This is a genomic window from Barnesiella sp. WM24 (assembly GCF_004570975.1).
Lineage (GTDB): Bacteria > Bacteroidota > Bacteroidia > Bacteroidales > Muribaculaceae > Muribaculum.
The window spans coordinates 74,676-90,616 of the sequence record NZ_SPPC01000003.1 but is presented as its reverse complement, the minus strand read 5'-3'; the positions used below and the strand labels follow the sequence as shown (position 1 = coordinate 90,616).

Annotated in this window: 15 protein-coding genes; 5 read left to right on the top strand and 10 right to left on the bottom strand. The window is 45.7% G+C overall.

What is annotated here, in order from left to right; genetic code table 11:
* Positions 1-10: 10 nt before the first annotated feature.
* The 9 genes from E4T81_RS03625 to E4T81_RS03585 all read right to left on the bottom strand — a co-directional run bounded on the left by E4T81_RS03625 (position 11) and on the right by E4T81_RS03585 (position 9,057).
* Entirely contained in the window at positions 11-760 is a 750-nt protein-coding gene (locus tag E4T81_RS03625; RefSeq protein WP_135041505.1) for a contact-dependent growth inhibition system immunity protein, read from the bottom strand.
* Positions 757-1,476, bottom strand: coding sequence for a hypothetical protein (locus E4T81_RS03620; protein WP_135041503.1), 720 nt, complete (start codon positions 1,474-1,476; stop codon positions 757-759). Before E4T81_RS03620 ends, E4T81_RS03625 begins: the two co-directional genes overlap by 4 nt.
* Entirely contained in the window at positions 1,473-2,183 is a 711-nt protein-coding gene (locus tag E4T81_RS03615; RefSeq protein ID WP_135041501.1) for a DUF4304 domain-containing protein, read from the bottom strand. Before E4T81_RS03615 ends, E4T81_RS03620 begins: the two co-directional genes overlap by 4 nt.
* Before the next feature lie 26 nt (positions 2,184-2,209).
* The gene (locus E4T81_RS03610) at positions 2,210-3,307 is read right to left on the bottom strand and encodes a YhcG family protein (RefSeq protein WP_135041499.1); all 1,098 of its coding nucleotides are present in this window, start codon (positions 3,305-3,307) and stop codon (positions 2,210-2,212) included.
* Positions 3,308-3,436: 129 nt separating this feature from the next.
* Complete coding sequence (locus E4T81_RS03605) at positions 3,437-4,534, bottom strand: hypothetical protein (RefSeq protein ID WP_135041497.1); 1,098 nt, start codon at positions 4,532-4,534, stop codon at positions 3,437-3,439.
* Between the two features lie 153 nt (positions 4,535-4,687).
* Complete coding sequence (locus tag E4T81_RS03600) at positions 4,688-6,091, bottom strand: hypothetical protein (protein ID WP_209308149.1); 1,404 nt, start codon at positions 6,089-6,091, stop codon at positions 4,688-4,690.
* Between the two features lie 27 nt (positions 6,092-6,118).
* Positions 6,119-7,045: a carboxypeptidase-like regulatory domain-containing protein gene (locus tag E4T81_RS15565; RefSeq protein WP_167761639.1), complete on the bottom strand. Its 927-nt coding sequence runs from the start codon at positions 7,043-7,045 to the stop codon at positions 6,119-6,121.
* A gap of 16 nt (positions 7,046-7,061) precedes the next feature.
* On the bottom strand, positions 7,062-8,429 hold the full coding sequence (locus tag E4T81_RS03590; protein ID WP_135041493.1) for a hypothetical protein: 1,368 nt from the start codon (positions 8,427-8,429) through the stop codon (positions 7,062-7,064).
* Between the two features lie 4 nt (positions 8,430-8,433).
* The gene (locus tag E4T81_RS03585) at positions 8,434-9,057 is read right to left on the bottom strand and encodes a radical SAM protein (protein ID WP_135041491.1); all 624 of its coding nucleotides are present in this window, start codon (positions 9,055-9,057) and stop codon (positions 8,434-8,436) included.
* A 164-nt stretch (positions 9,058-9,221) separates the two neighbouring features.
* Here E4T81_RS03585 and E4T81_RS03580 point away from each other — a divergent pair, with 164 nt between their 5' ends.
* From E4T81_RS03580 to E4T81_RS03560, 5 genes are read left to right on the top strand one after another with little or no spacing between them, the layout of a single operon-like run.
* On the top strand, positions 9,222-9,740 hold the full coding sequence (locus E4T81_RS03580) for a bifunctional adenosylcobinamide kinase/adenosylcobinamide-phosphate guanylyltransferase (protein ID WP_135041489.1): 519 nt from the start codon (positions 9,222-9,224) through the stop codon (positions 9,738-9,740).
* A gap of 4 nt (positions 9,741-9,744) precedes the next feature.
* Positions 9,745-10,785, top strand: coding sequence for a nicotinate-nucleotide--dimethylbenzimidazole phosphoribosyltransferase (gene cobT / locus E4T81_RS03575; protein ID WP_135041487.1), 1,041 nt, complete (start codon positions 9,745-9,747; stop codon positions 10,783-10,785).
* The gene (gene cobS, locus E4T81_RS03570) at positions 10,785-11,528 is read left to right on the top strand and encodes an adenosylcobinamide-GDP ribazoletransferase (RefSeq protein WP_135041485.1); all 744 of its coding nucleotides are present in this window, start codon (positions 10,785-10,787) and stop codon (positions 11,526-11,528) included. Before cobT ends, cobS begins: the two co-directional genes overlap by 1 nt.
* Positions 11,529-11,537: 9 nt before the next feature.
* On the top strand, positions 11,538-12,068 hold the full coding sequence (cobC, locus tag E4T81_RS03565) for an alpha-ribazole phosphatase (RefSeq protein WP_135041483.1): 531 nt from the start codon (positions 11,538-11,540) through the stop codon (positions 12,066-12,068).
* A gap of 8 nt (positions 12,069-12,076) precedes the next feature.
* A complete protein-coding gene (locus E4T81_RS03560) occupies positions 12,077-13,429 on the top strand; it encodes an MATE family efflux transporter (protein ID WP_135041481.1) in 1,353 nt (450 codons plus the stop codon).
* Between the two features lie 32 nt (positions 13,430-13,461).
* Here the strand turns inward: E4T81_RS03560 and feoB are convergent, their stop codons facing one another.
* Positions 13,462-15,870: a ferrous iron transport protein B gene (feoB, locus tag E4T81_RS03555; RefSeq protein WP_135041479.1), complete on the bottom strand. Its 2,409-nt coding sequence runs from the start codon at positions 15,868-15,870 to the stop codon at positions 13,462-13,464.
* Positions 15,871-15,941: the final 71 nt, after the last annotated feature.

Here is a 15,941-nt window from a genome sequence, read left to right as displayed (position 1 = left end):
ATCCTATCGATTAATCCTCTAAGTCTATGCTAATCCAAGATATTTGCTTGCAGTTGATTTCCATTGTTCCGGAATTGGCAACAAATGAGTTACCGATTCTATCTGCCGGAGTCCATTGTTCGGCAATGCGTTTGCGCAGTACTCCAAAAGGTATTACAGTTGAAATCATCGCTGTGAGTTCTCCTTGGTTGTCTGATTTCCAATAGCGTGTATAGTCTGAAAAATCAACTTCGGAAGACGAATCATCTCCAACTGTCTGATATAGAAAATCCTTTACATCATCTATTGGTAGCCTATAATTGTTAGTGATAATCCTTACCCAATATGATTTGCGGTAATAGCCCCACAAATTATATAACCGGCAAAGTTCTCTGTTGTCATGATAATCAAACATGATTCTTTTGTTGTCTTTCAAAGAAATCAGACTTGCCACTTTGATGAAATCATCGACATTAAGCTGATAATATGTCGTTGGTATTTGAAGAACCGCTTTTAACAGATCGCCCGAATAAAACCCACATTCAATCAGTATATCATCTTCAATAAGTCTGATTGCCAATGGCAGAGTAAATCGCAAACCTTTTTCTTGACTTACTGCAAGGTATATATCCGAATTACTATAATCGCAAAGTTTCTTCTTGCTTAGACAGTCCAACTCCATAGTAATGCGGTCTGACTGCAAATTATCGTCAGACGGTTGCCAGAGCCAAGTCCATTCACCAAGCTCAAGCAGTGATTTATTCAATATCTCATTCTTCATCTGCTACATAAGGATATAAACGGTTTGCCGTTTTGTTTGTAATTCCAGAATTTGCGATAGCAGTTGCCTTCCTGATCGTAGTATTTCCATTCGCCGAATGGGTTGCTGAAATCATCTTCCGGGTCATCGAAATATGCAATCCATCCCTCGCATCGGATACTGCCATCTTTGTATAGATAACGAATATATGCGATAGAATCAGGCTGTCCAGTATAATCGCCAATAGGGCATATCCGTGACTGATTAAAGGATATGCTGTCTATCAATGGAGGAACATTGTAATCCTGTTCAAATTTTGAAATTCTGTTTATTGCAGCTATCGTGTCTGCGTTTACAGGCATTTCTATCAGGCAAATATCTGGCTCTTCACTCCAGCAGTGATCATGATACTGCGTGAGAACACCATCCTCAGAGGTATATTCTACAACGTATTCTTTGTCGTCTAACTTGATATAGTCAAATATAATTCCTTTGTAATAATATCCCCCACCGCCTGTCTGCTTGAAGCCAACTTCCGACATCGATTCGGGCAAATGTCCGTTTGCCGATCGGAAAGAGTCTATGCGCTCGATTATTTTATCCCTGTTCTCAAGCTCTCGATCTCTTCTTTCTGCCACATTATACCCCATCAGATAAGAGGCAACAATAATCAATCCGACAACGAGAACGATGCCGACAGCGATGGAATTTGCTATTATTCTGCCTAACCTTTTCATCGCTTGCCTCCTTTCCGATAAATACATTGATTGGGTATGACATCAGATTCGGTATTGTAACGGGTAAAGAACGGAAGTATATATTCGGTTAGATCGCGCTCTATTTCGCTCCATAGTTTCATAACATCCGTACTGGAGGTAATGCAGTACCATTTATCCTCTTTGACCGGAAGCAAGCCGCCGATTCTCTCCCGTATAGCACACTCATATTCTTTCGGGAAAGTAGGGATAATCCCGGTATTCTTGAAATCCTCACATTCAAGCCAAAAAGCCTCGGTAAATATACCGACATTCAATGTGAAGCGGATTTTATTGGCGTCATTCCATTTATCATTCTGAATGTTCGCACAATAACCTATCTCGCCATTGCTTTTGAAGAAATGATTGCCTCGTTTCTTGAAATCATTTTCTTTCAGGTAATCAGTTATCTTTTCAAACACGAAAGTGCGTTTACCTTGTGTGTTCATTTTCGGTAATTTGGGCTTGTCTATTTTGATTAGAATACCCAATATGAACATGACAATCGCTCCGAATACCGGAGTTTGCCATGATATAGTTTGCTCGGAAGGATTGAAGCGCCAACTCGTTACGATGCTTGTCGAATTGAAATCAGCCACAAACATATAAATTCCTATGCCAAGCATTATAGCCGAGCATATCATCAGGATTATGAATCCTTGTCGCTGAAACTTATTGTCTATAGCCATTATGAGGATTAAGCAGAATATGCAGTTTATTTAAGCTCTGACTCTATGTCCTCAATTGAGGGCAGGGAACTCTTGAACTCATCGGGAATAAACTTTGTAAGTTGAAATTCAGCCACGCCGATAGGTTGTGATGATGATTCAAGGGCATATTGGGCAAGTACGTTGTCCTTATCCTTACATATCAGAAGACCTATCGTAGGATTATCCTGCTCGGTTTTAAGAATATGATTGACTGCGGTCATATACGTTCCCAGCTGCCCAATATCGCCTGCACCGAATGTCCCTGTCTTGACCTCAATCACACAATAGGCGTGTAATTTCACATTATAAAACAGCAAATCAATGAATTGCTCCGTATGTCCGACTTTTAATCGGTATTCCTCACCAATATAAGCGAAGCCGGAACCCAATTCAAGAAGGAACCTGGAGATATTCGACATAAGTGACTTTTTTAACTCACGCTCTTTGTATGGCTCGGTCATTTCGGTAAAATCAAAAATATATGGGTCTTTTGTCAGTTCTTGTGCAAGGCCGCTGTCGGGAGTGGGGAGCAAACGGGAGAAACTTGTCAACGCCTTACCTTGACGCAGATGCAGACTGGTGTCAATAAATGATTTCAACACATTCCGTGACCAACCTTCTTCAACTACTTTATGAGCATAAAATAAGGCTATTTCTCGTTCTCCTGTTTCGAAATATTTGTCTATAAGGGTGCAATGGTGCCCCCACGGAACAGAAAAGATAATATTGTCATTAATCTCTTGAGATATGCCAACAGCTTGTTGGCATATCTCGTCTTCATAATTGCCAACAGGTTGTTGGCAATTTGTAGTCAACTCACCATAAAGGAGATACATCTTCTTCATGTATTGCAGATTCTGTCGGGAAAAGCCCTCGGCTTCAGGAATAGCCGATTTCAAATCCTGACTAAGATTCCGATAGAATCCGCTGCCATAAACATTTTCGGCATCACGAGCCACTATGTCACGCCCGAGCGACCAATAGTAGCGCAGCATCTCTCGATTCACCTGTGTTGCAGCCTTAATCTGGCTGTAGCGGTATCGTTCTTTTAACTCCTGTATCCACCGGGAGTATTCAGCATCAGTTTTAATCAGTTTACTCATTGTCAAATGCCGTTGGTTTCATACGATATATCTGTAATATCGCAAATATAAGAAGAATAATCGACATTGGATGTGACGAATGTCCCAAATGTGCGTGAAAATCAGCGCTGAACGGTGATATCCTTGAATTTATCCATGTTGATGCACTCCGAAAACTTCAAGTTTGCTTTCGTCAAGATTTATGAGGATGTCAACTTCATCACTTCCGCCATCTTCCAGCCATATCAGTTCTTTATCATTGTTTAAGTAGCCGTTAGTTATATCTCTCTCAATAAGCTCTTTGCTGACAAGAATAATGTAAGCATATTGAATACCCCCAGAATCTTTCCATCCGAAAAACTGATGACGATATTTATTATACGGGTATGCGGTATATTCCAAACTCCCCGATGGATGCTCTATCAGATAATCCCCGCTTTCAGCCGGTTTTATTGAGTCGGTGAAATGCTTTATGAGTATTTCTCTCGCTCTTTCATATTGTGATTGTGTCAGTCTAAAGAACTCAGGTTCGCTAATTCCCCACGAAGCGACTTTTTCGTAATCGCTAAAGATGATGTCATCAGAATCCACAGGCATTACAATCATTTTATCCGCCCCGGACTCTCCTTCCGGTATATCATTCCACATATCATTGCGGCTATCATAGACATATTCTTCGAATTCCGATTTTACCAATAGTGTAAATGCGCTTTCGTTATGGGAATACAGAATGTGTATATCTCCAAAATGGGAGGTGGTATCGGAAGGCACACCTATCTCAGCCAAACTATCAGGATAGCAGTCGTTTTCTTTATGATAATCGTTAATGCGTTCAATTACATAGTTTTCAGTATGGGTTGAATCCTTAACGGCATAATAGAGCAGTCCGGTGCCAATTGCCAAGATGACAATATAGATAAGCCCTTCTATCTTAATTATTTTTAGTTTTTCTTGTTTAGAAAGCTGTCGGATAAACATCAATGGGATTTGCGACACAACAAAGGACACTACCGTAACAGTAGCTGCAAACATGAACCTATACATGACATATTCCCTCCAAGGGTGCAGGTCAATGTTAAGTGCATTTACACTCAATCCCATAAGTGTAAAGAACAGAGCAAAGAATAATGCCGGCAGAAACAATACAAAGACAGCCACTTTATATAAGTACACTCCCGGCTTTGGCCATTTAACCATAAATCCGACAAATGCAATGACTGCACACAAAATCAAGATGATTGGTATCATATCAGCGGGCTATTAAAATCAGAAAAACTATAAAAACGGAGAAGCTGAGATATGCACCACGAGCGTACAATCATTGCTCTCATTTTATTTGAAAATTATTACATAGGTGAAAATAAATAGAATTACACCGATAATGGAAATGTTTCATAACTCTCAGAGATTAAGCAATCGCTCAAGTTCTTCCACTGAAGATGCTGTGATTGAGCAAGCCCCGCTTGTGATTTCGCTATTAATCAATGGCGCCATAACGGCATCATCATTAATCTCCATCACCACTACCCTGCCTACATTGGATTTGGTAAATTCTGCCCACTGCTCAACCTTGCAGGAGAAAACGAATGAAAGTCCAACTACAGGCTGCGATTCATTGTAGATGTCAACAACCACTTCTCCTACCTGTGCGTCAAACCCATCTTTCTCAGAAGCAAGTCCAATTGTCCACTCTCCGCTCAGACTCCTAAAGCAAAACAGTTTGTAGCCTTGCTTCATCTTTTTATTGAGCGACTTTATTAATTTCATAAGTTCACCACGCTCGACAGCCGGCTCTCTGAAAAACTTCATAAATCCGCTGAACCGGAACTGAATCATCTCTTTTATACCAAAACGATCCATGACCTGCTCAATCGCCCGGTCATAATCGTTCTTCAATCCCATAGGACAATCAGATGGATCGGCAACCGGTTTTACTGTTACGCGCCATTTGACTTTACATGCATCACCTGATACATATTCTTTGTTTCCTGATTTTATCTTTTTCTCTTCCCTGTCATTATTGGCTGCTTCACGTTTACCAAATGCCATTTCGACTACAGACTCCATATCTTGTTGGCTTAAAAGCGGCTCCGTCAATCGAAGCGCTGCCTTTACACCTTTTATATAATCATCAATCGTAAAGGATGGAAACACCAGACTATTTATAATCAGCAGCTTACCGGTAGACCGACCTAAATCATAAGCCGATGACGGAATCATGCTTTCAATGATGTCAATAATGCCCCGCGCAAAATGTATATTGTCGGCTTTTATCCCGCTACCGCCATTTTCATCTATAAGCTGCTGCAATTCAGGATGCAGACCGGTGAATATTCCATATTCAATATACCTGTCGCACTTATCATCAGCCGATAGCATCTGCAAAGCCTTGGAGTCAGCCAAAACAGTCAATCGCTTCATCAATCCTATTGTATCTGCCGGGAGTGAGACTGACTTGTCAACAACCTTCCTTACTCCCCAAACAATACAGCGAGCGGCAGTTTCCCACTCGACACTGGTTTGAGCCAAGCGATTAACAATATAGCCGCCCTGCATCACTCCTATAGAATAATTCTTAATATAGCAGGAATCATCAACCACAGATCCGGAAGGAACATTCTCTTCAAGACCACTGATATATCCCTTTATATCCGCATCTGAGGTAAAAAGTCCGGTATCACCCGACAAGAGTTCAGCAGATGCCATGTAGCCAAGCGAATATGACAACGAGTCCAACTGAACAGATGCTGCAGGCATAAAGATCAGACAAAACGCATAAAATATAATCAGCCTTGAATATTTCATATCATTACGTTTTTTATGAGTGAGCAATTATTTCTTTTTGTGTTTGAACTTGATGGTTTTCTTGGCGTTGCGCTTGGGATATTTGACCTTGATTGTTACTGGGGCGTCGTAGCCATCGGCTTCGATTCGGATTATGGCTTCTTTTAACGGCTTGCCGTCTTCGTCTTGCAACCCATAATCATAATCCCAATAAATTCGGCATGGGTGCTTCTCGTCAAAGTATTCCGGTGATAGTTCGTAATCTTCCTCTCCGTCCTCGTCAATCCAAATTCTCGAAATGTCCAATTTATCTCTTTCCATTAGATTGCCATACTCATCTGACACAATTAGATCGAGATAGTGATTCTCTTCTCTTTTGACTATAGGAATTTCTCCCAATAACACGGTCTTAATATCTAATGTAACTGTGATAGGTTTTCTGACATCAGTAACAACTGTTGTTTTGGACTTATATCCTACAAAAGAAACCTGTATAGAATCGTCTTCCTGAGCATCTATTTCAAACTTTCCATCTATGTCAGTTGATGTGCCTTTGCCGTTTGTCAGATTCAATACTGTTGCACCAATCAATTCTTCGGATGCTATTGAATCGACTTTAGCCTCAAATTCATATCTGACATAGCCCTTGACCTTTACGGAATCGACACTTGTCGCGGTTATGCTATCTGTAGGCAAGATAATAATATCAGCAGGTACTTGTGCCTCTGTGCTGATAGGCATTAGCATGGCAAGGGATGCCGCCGAGATACCGGCGAGGGCCACGGCTTTCCCGGCGAGGGAGCGGGAGCGGAGCTGCTGCTCCAAGTAGCGCACCTCGGCTTCGCATTTGGGGCATGTGCCGAGGCAGTCGCCCTTGTAGCGACATTCCGACGTTGCGAACTCGATGCCGTTGGCCTCGGCTATCTGTCGACGTATCTCTTTCAGTATCTTGCAGGTCTGCTTTCCTCGTGCCATAGTCAATAGGTTTTAATTAAAATCTGGTGTCAAGCACATTGACTTTCTCACATAAAAGCGTCTGTGGAGCATCAGTATCAAAGACAAGTTTAATTCGTTTAATCTTGAAACTATCCTTATCAAACCCATCTATTTGAGGAACGAAATCTATACATTCTTCACCCCATGTGATTCCGTCCTGATACAAGTCGGTGATTGTGAGTAGTATCGGTGATTTTATTCGATTGTCTGATTTTGAATATCCGCTAATATCCTGTATGGCATATCCAGATTGCTTTTCCTGTCCGTCAGCGTACTCTATGATAGAATGTATTTTGTTGATAACAGATGTCTTGACATCGCAAACCAAATCTGAAACAAACATCGGCCGTTGAAAGTCAATATACAATGTATCCGTTGTCATGGACGCCGTAAATTCTGATTCGGGTATTCTGAATTGGTTAATCAATCGCTGAATGCTGTTCTCCGAGCGATCGGAGCGGAAATTCACCGTAAAGTCGATAGGCTTAATATCTTGTGCGGATACATAGATGTTGCGCTCTATACGGTTAACATAATAGTAATAGCCATCGGTTTCTCTAATCCACGGGCTATCAAGGTTGGATAGGTTGATGTCCACATCAATTACAAAAGGTGCGCCATTACCAAAATGCTTTGCAGGTGTAAAGTCATATAAGATGTCAAACCTATTGGAAAAATATCTGTATGCAAACGGCAGATTATTGAAAATATCGTTAGAATCTTCCTTCTTTCGTGCAAAATAGGAGAAATCATAACTGTCAGTATAAATGCCGACAGAGGAGTTGGCATACACTTTATAACGCACATTCAGTTTCGCCTCTGCTTTAGGCTTCATGGAAAAGGCGGTATAAAACCAACGACGATTGACTGCATCGACAGGTATGCTGTCATTGTAATCTTCATAAGTTTCCACAATATACCCGGCTTCTCTCACGCTTTCTTTTGAAGAGTGAAACGGGAGCGCCTCTCCATTGAACGTAAAGGCAATGTCCTTAATAAGTTTTTTATTCCATCCGACTTCAGCAATGCTTTCGCTGTAATAATCACCTGTAAACTGATATGTTTCCAACTCATCGGCTACAAGATAGTCTATCGGAAAACCATAGTGAATTTCCGAAAAATCCTTGTCTGACTTGTTTTTGAAGGTATATGTGATATCAAAACAGTTGTATCCGTCGAGATGGGTTATGTCAATCTTCTCATGGATAATGTATATCTCGGAAATAGATAACGGTTCAGGATTGGCTACACGGTAGATCGATGAAAATTTTGCCACAGGGTCGCCATTCGCATAAGCAATAACAGCAATCGTCGAAAAGACAACCGCCATCAATAGCCTTATAATGTTGATATTGCGTGCCATAGTGTCAGTGTTTGCGGATTTGGTAAGTGAATAAATCGAATCTGGTGAAGCCGAGGGCTTCAAGCGCAGAGCGGCTGTTATCGCGGTCGGTGTCGGTGTTGTATCCGGGTATCAGCGGTATGCGGACTATGCAGTCGCTTTGCCGTCCGGCTCCCGCTATCAGGCGGAGATTTTCGAGTACAAGAGCGTTGCTTTGCCCCGTGTAGTCGCGGTAAATGTCGGGGTTCATGTCCTTGATGTCGATAATCAGGGTGTTGACCACCGGGAGCAATGCCTCGATGTTGGCAACCGGCACATTGAGCGACGTTTCAAGATTGAGTTGCCACTCCGGGCCACACAACCCACGTAACTCGCGGATAAACTGCGGGTGCAGGCAAGGCTCTCCACCACCAAAAGTGATGCCTCCGTTTGTAGCAATGAAATAAAGCTCGTCAATGCGGGTCTCGGTATAAAGTTGTTCCGGCGAATACTCGCGGAAACGTCCGCCGTCGCATAACGACTGCGGGTTAAGACAATAGCGGCAACGTAACGGACAGCCGTGAAAAGCCACAAGCGTAGTGACACCATCGCCGTCGGTAGAAAGGCGATGCCGTGCGATACCTATTATCTTAGCCCGTTGCTTTTCCATTGACCACACATCTAATTTTCCAAATATAATAAAAAATATTCAATTTATCAAGCAATCCCTCAATTATACACCGATTAGCACACCAATCATGACTCCGCTTGCATAAAAAAGTGTGATTTTTTGCTTAACTTTGCGCCATATTTCTTGCGACAAAAAACCGATATATGTGTGCAAAAAGAATCATAATGGTGACCGGTGGACAGAGGTCAGGTAAAAGCATGTTTGCCGAGCGTGTTGCTCTGGAGCTATCCGATCACCCGGTGTACATAGCCACCGCCGAACCGCGCGACGATGAGTTTCGTGAACGTGTCAGGCTACACCGTCAGCGTCGAGGCAGCGAATGGACAAGCATCGAGGAGCAGCTGCATCTTTCTGTTCATGACGTGACATCACGCACAGTGCTTGTCGACTGCGTGACAATGTGGGCGACCAATATATTTTTTCATTGCGGGGAAAACTTTGACAGGTCGCTCGCAATGTTCAGGCGTGAATATGACGCACTTATAGCAAGCAACGACACGACATTTATTTTCGTCACCAATGAAATAGGTCTTGGCGGCACGAGCAGCAACGCAATGCAGCGACGGTTTACCGACCTGCTCGGAATAGCCAACCGCCACGTGGCAGAGAGTGCCGATGAGGTTCACATGCTTATATCAGGAATTGACTTAAAAATTAAATAGAGCGATGAGAGTATTCAACATCTCCCGACCCGATGACGCGATGCGCCGCCGACTCACCGACAAAATAGACAATCTAACAAAACCCAAAGGCTCTCTCGGACGCCTTGAAGAACTTGCCCTTCAGGCAGGGCTTATACAGCAGACCCTCACTCCCGAGCTTCGCAATCCCTGCAACATACTCTTTGCAGCCGACCACGGCATTATCGAAGAGGGAGTCAGTGTGTCACCCAAGGAAGTCACCTGGCAGCAGCTCGGACACTTCGCCAAAGGAGGCGCAGGCATAAACTTTCTATGTGAACAACATGGATTCAGGCTCGTGCTTGTCGATGCAGGCGTGGACTATGACATACCCGCCGGACATGGCATAATAGACCGAAAGATTCGCCGCTCGACCCGCAATTTCCTTCATGAGGCGGCAATGACCGCCGATGAGCTTGACCGCTGCATCGAGACAGGCGCCGAGATTGTCGACATGGTGCATGAAAGCGGGTGCAACGTGGTGAGTTTCGGAGAAATGGGTAGCGGCAACACCTCCCCGGCATCAATGTGGATGCACCTTTTCACCGACATTCCTCTTGAACGCTGCATAGGGGCAGGCGCAGGGCTCGACAACGCCGGAATCAGACACAAGCTTGAAGTCCTCTCCCGCTCGCTCGACAATTACCGTGGCGGCGACAGCGTGGAGGAAAAGATGGCTTGGTTCGGAGGCTATGAGCTTGCAATGGCCACGGGCGGAATGTTGCGCGCCGCAGAACTGGGCATGATAATCCTTGTCGACGGCTTTATAATGAGCAGCTGCATCCTTGCGGCATCCCAGCTCTATCCCGAGGTAATGGACTATGCCGTGTTTGGACATCAGGGCGACGAGTCAGGTCACAGGCTGTTGCTCGAAGCCATCGGCGCCAAACCCATCCTACATCTTGACCTTCGGCTTGGCGAGGGATCCGGTGCGGTATGCGCCTACCCTATCTTACAGTCGGCTGTCAGGATGATTAACCACATGGACTCCTTTTCCGACGTAAACGTGACAAAATACTTTGACTGATGAGACATATATTTGCCGCGCTTACATTTTTCACACGACTTCCTTTCTGGCGTCTCGGCAGTGTCGATGTACGCTACTACAAGGAGGTCGTACCCTACTGGCCTTATGCGGGATGGCTCACAGGCGGCATAATGTGTCTCGTCCTGTGGCTTGCCTCCCACCTGCTGCCTCCCTTCGCAGCCATTCTTGCCGCGCTCCTGTCAAGAGTCCTTGTCACGGGAGCCCTTCATGAAGACGGTCTCGCCGACTTCTGCGACGGAATGGGCGGCGGCAGCGACCGTACGCGCACACTTGCCATAATGAAAGACAGTCACACCGGCAGCTATGGCATCATCTCACTGATATTTTACTTCATGCTTGCCTCTTCCCTGCTTCTTGCGTTCCCTACGGGCGTAGCCTGCTGCGTGATATTTGCCGGCGACGCCTGGAGTAAACTATGCTCTTCGCAGATAATAAATTTCCTGCCCTACGCCCGCACCGAGAATGAAGCGAAAAACAGACTTGTCTACAACCGCATGACTCGCGGACAACTTGCGGCAGCGATAATCGGAGGGGCGCTTCCGCTCCTCTACATGCCTGTCGCTCTTCTTGGGGCTACACTGTTTCCGGCAGCAACCGTCGCATGTCTCATATTACTTATGCACCGTCGCATCAACGGCTACACCGGCGACTGCTGCGGAGCGGCATTTCTCATATCGGAACTGACATTTTACCTGGGAGCCGTAATCCTTTACCGCTTATAACTTACAACGATGAAAATAGTGTTTATACGCCACACATCCGTAAAGGTTGAAAAAGGGATATGTTACGGGATGACCGATGTCGATGTCACCGACACATTCCCTGAAGAGGCGGCAGAGGTCAGGAGGCGGCTTGCCGCGTATGAATTTGACAAGGTTTATTGCAGTCCGCTGTCTCGTTGCAGAAAACTCGCGGCGGCATGCGGACACGAGTCACCTGTAATCGACCGCCGACTGCTCGAACTGAATTTCGGTGACTGGGAGATGAGACGCTTTGATGACATTGACGACCCTGTACTTCAGGAATGGTATGACGACTATATAAACGTCGCGCCCACAGGCGGCGAATCATTCATGGATCAGCAGGCACGGTTTATTGACTTCATCAATGACCTCAAAGCAAGCGGACACGACAGCGTTGCCATCTTTACTCATGGCGGCATACTCGCGCAGGCACTTGTGACACTCCGCGGCATGACTCCGCAAGAAGTATTTGCCGATGCTCCCGTCTACGGTGCAATAATCGAGATAAACATTGACTGATAAAATAAATGATTCACTTTCCTATAGCCAAAGGACTAAGGCGACAGCTTGCCTTGCTTACCGGTCCTATATTTATCGAGACCCTTCTCATCATGACTCTCGGCGCCGTCGACACGGTGATGCTGTCGCGTCACAGCGACGCCTCGGTAGCCGCCGTAGGGGTTGTCAACCAGATAGTGATGCTCTGCTTTCTTGTATTTGAGGTAATCAATCTCGGCACGTCGGTGCTTGTGAGCCAGTATCTCGGTGCAAAGCTCAACGACCGCGTGGAGAAAGTCGTAGGGGTGTCCTTGCTTGTAAATCTCGTGATAGGATTCACCATAAGCGCCATGCTCTATTTCGGTGCTGTAGCGATACTCAGGCTTATGGGACTTAACGACATGCTGCTTGGAGAGGGTGTCGGATACATGCGTATCGTAGGAGCGTTTGCATTTTTCCAGGCATTGTCGCTCACTGCATCAGCCGCCCTCCGCGCATCTAACCGCGCCATCTATCCGATGGTGGTGGTAGGCATTGTGAACATCCTTAACATCGTAGGCAATTACATGCTGATATTCGGAAAGTTCGGCGCTCCGGCACTCGGAGTGGAGGGCGCCGCGATCTCCACTGCCACAAGCCGTGCGATTGCCATGATTATACTGACCATCATCCTGTTTCACACTGTCGTAAAGCGAATCCCGTGGGAGATATTCCGCCGATTTCCGAAACGCGAGCTATCCAATCTACTGAAAATAGGTCTTCCCTCGGCAGGCGAGCAATTCAGCTACAGCTCTGCTCAGATTGTAATGACATTTTTCATCAATATGCTCGGGCTTGAGGTCCTTGCCGCCCGCACATATGTAGTAAATATCGTCATGTTCGGCTACCTGTTCTGTATCGCCATATCTCAGGGAGGAGCCATCACGATAGGTCATCTCGTAGGAAGAGGCAAAGTGCGTGGAGCATTCATACTCGGCAAATATGTCATGCGCCTGGCATTCATAATCACCGTCACGCTTTCGGTCGCAATCGCCACTGCGGGACACTGGATTCTGTCTTTGCTGACCGACAATACGGAGATTATCTCCATCGGCGCCACTTTACTCTGGCTTGACGTGCTCGTGGAGACCGGACGTCCTATCAACATCTTTGCGACCAATGCCTTGCGAGCTACAGGCGATGTCAATTATCCGTTCTATGTAGGACTGATTGTGATGTGGTCGCTTCAAGTTGCAGGAGGCTACCTTACAGGCATATACTTCGGGCTCGGCATTTATGCATTATGGTTCATGATTGCTTCCGATGAAATAACGAGAGGCATAATATTCACCCGCAGGTGGTGGAGCATGAAATGGGCGGGAAAAGGTTTTGTAACCACCTGATCCCGCCCTATGGCAATAAGCCAATGCCCTTGTCAGAACATCAGCGCGACATTATAGACAAGCCATGCGACAAGCCATGCGACAGCTGTATTATAGACTACAGAAAACGCCCCATATTTCCATGACCCCGTTTCCCTTACTATAGCCGTCACTGTAGCCATACACGGGAAATAAAGCAAGACAAACACCATCAGGCTCAAAGCCGACGCGGCTGTGAAGTCGGGTCGTCCGGTCACGGGATTAGGCACAGTAAGACGTGCGGACAGCGACTTGTCGTCAATCTCCTCGTCACCTGTGTAAAGCACTCCGAGCGTAGACACGACAATTTCCTTTGCAGGAGCTCCGGCAATAGCCGCGACAGTCGTGCGCCAGTGAAATCCCAGCGGCTCCATCACAGGGTTGACCGCCTTACCTATCATCTCGAGATAAGAATCGCGCGATGTGTCAATCTTAGAGTCGTCACCGGCAATCATAGCCTCCATCGACGGGGTGCTTGAATCCTCGTCATGAAGCGGGAAATAATTCAGTGCCCACACGATTATACTTGCCACGAGTATTATGCCTCCCATCTTCTTGAGATACTGCTCGCCCTTGCCCCACATGTGGCGTAATGACGCCTTCAATGTCGGGATGCGGTAAGGAGGTAGCTCCATTACAAACGGAGTCTCATCGGTCTTGAACCAAAAGCGCCTTAAAAGTCTTGCCGTCAACACAGCCACAAGTATTCCGGTAAGATACAACCCGAGAAACACGAGGCTCGCATGGCGGCTGAAGAACGTGCCGACAAGCAACACATACACCGGCAAGCGCGCCGAACAAGACATAAACGGATTTATAAGTATCGTGATTATGCGGCTGCTGCGGCTCTCTATCGCCCTTGACGCCATAATAGCAGGCACATTACAGCCAAAACCCATGACAAGAGGGATAAAGGATTTTCCGTGAAGCCCTATCTTGTGCATGATTTTATCCATGATAAACGCGGCGCGCGCCATGTAGCCCGAGTCCTCCATGAAGGATATAAAAAAATACAGTATGAGAATATTGGGAAGAAACACTATCACTCCCCCTACTCCTCCTATTATACCATCGGCGATAAGATCCTTCAGCGGACCTTCAGGCATAGTATCCTGCACGATGCCGGCAATCCAGTTGACCGCCGATTCAATCCACTCCATCGGATAAGAGCCTATCTCAAACGTGCACCAGAATATAAAAAGCATTATGATGAGAAAAATCGGGAATCCAAACAGCTTGTTCGTGACAAACGCATCTATGATATGTGTTGTCTTCGCAGTCTCTCTCGTCGACTCTGTAAGCGTCTCGGCAAGCGCACCGGTAATAAACCCGTACTTCTCATTGGCAATCAGCGAAGTGATGTCGTCATTATTACGCTTCTCAATCAAGCCTACCTCTTCATCACGCAATTCAAATAATTTCTTATGGTCGGGCGAGTGTCTTACCATGTCATCGACCTCGGCATCATGCTCAAGCATCTTTATCGCGAGGTAGCGAGGAGAGAAATGAGCGCCGATAGCACCGTCTTTCTTGATTTCGTCTTTAATCACCCTGACTCCTTCCTCTATCTCCTTTCCGAGGTTTACATGAATGTGGCGCACAGCCCTGTCGCGTCCCTCATAGACCTCGATCACTGTCTCGAAAAGCTGGTTGATACCCTCGCCTGTACGTGAGACAGTAGGGACCATGGGCACTCCTATCATCTCTCCAAGCAGCTTGTAATCAAGCGACGCACCGCTGCGCTCAAGCTCGTCATACATGTTAAGGGCAATCACCATCGACCGGTCCATGTCAATAAGCTCGGTCGTAAGATACAGGTTTCGCTCCAGATTGGAAGCCACCACGACGTTAATTATCACGTCGGGCATCTCATCGCGCAGATAGCGTCTTACATATAACTCTTCGGGCGAATAAGATGACAAAGAGTAGGTACCCGGCAAGTCAACGATGTTAAACCTGTAACCGCCATATTCAAAATGTCCTTTCTTAGCGTCTACGGTGACTCCGCTATAATTGCCTACGTGCTCCTTAGACCCTGAAGCGATATTGAAAAGCGATGTCTTGCCACAGTTAGGATTGCCGATAAGGGCCACGTTAATAGTCTTTGACCTTCCCTCGAAGTCGTGATGCACAGTAACCGACTCGCTTCCCGACGAAACAGACCCGACATGAACCGGGTCGGCAACACTCTCTTCCTGACCGACAGGAAGCACCTCAACCATGTCAGCCTCACTGCGGCGAAGTGACAGCTCGTAACCCATGATACTGTATTTTATAGGATCTTTGAGCGGGGCGTTTAGCAACACTTTTATCACCTGCCCTTTAACAAATCCCATTTCAATGACACGCTTGCGGAATGCACCGTGTCCCAATATCTTGACCACTATACCGGACTCGCCTGTTTTAAGCTCCGATAGTCTCATAATATGCTTGAATTTTTTTAGTTAATATTTCAGAGTGCAAATATCACAATTTTCAACCGAATTACGAAACA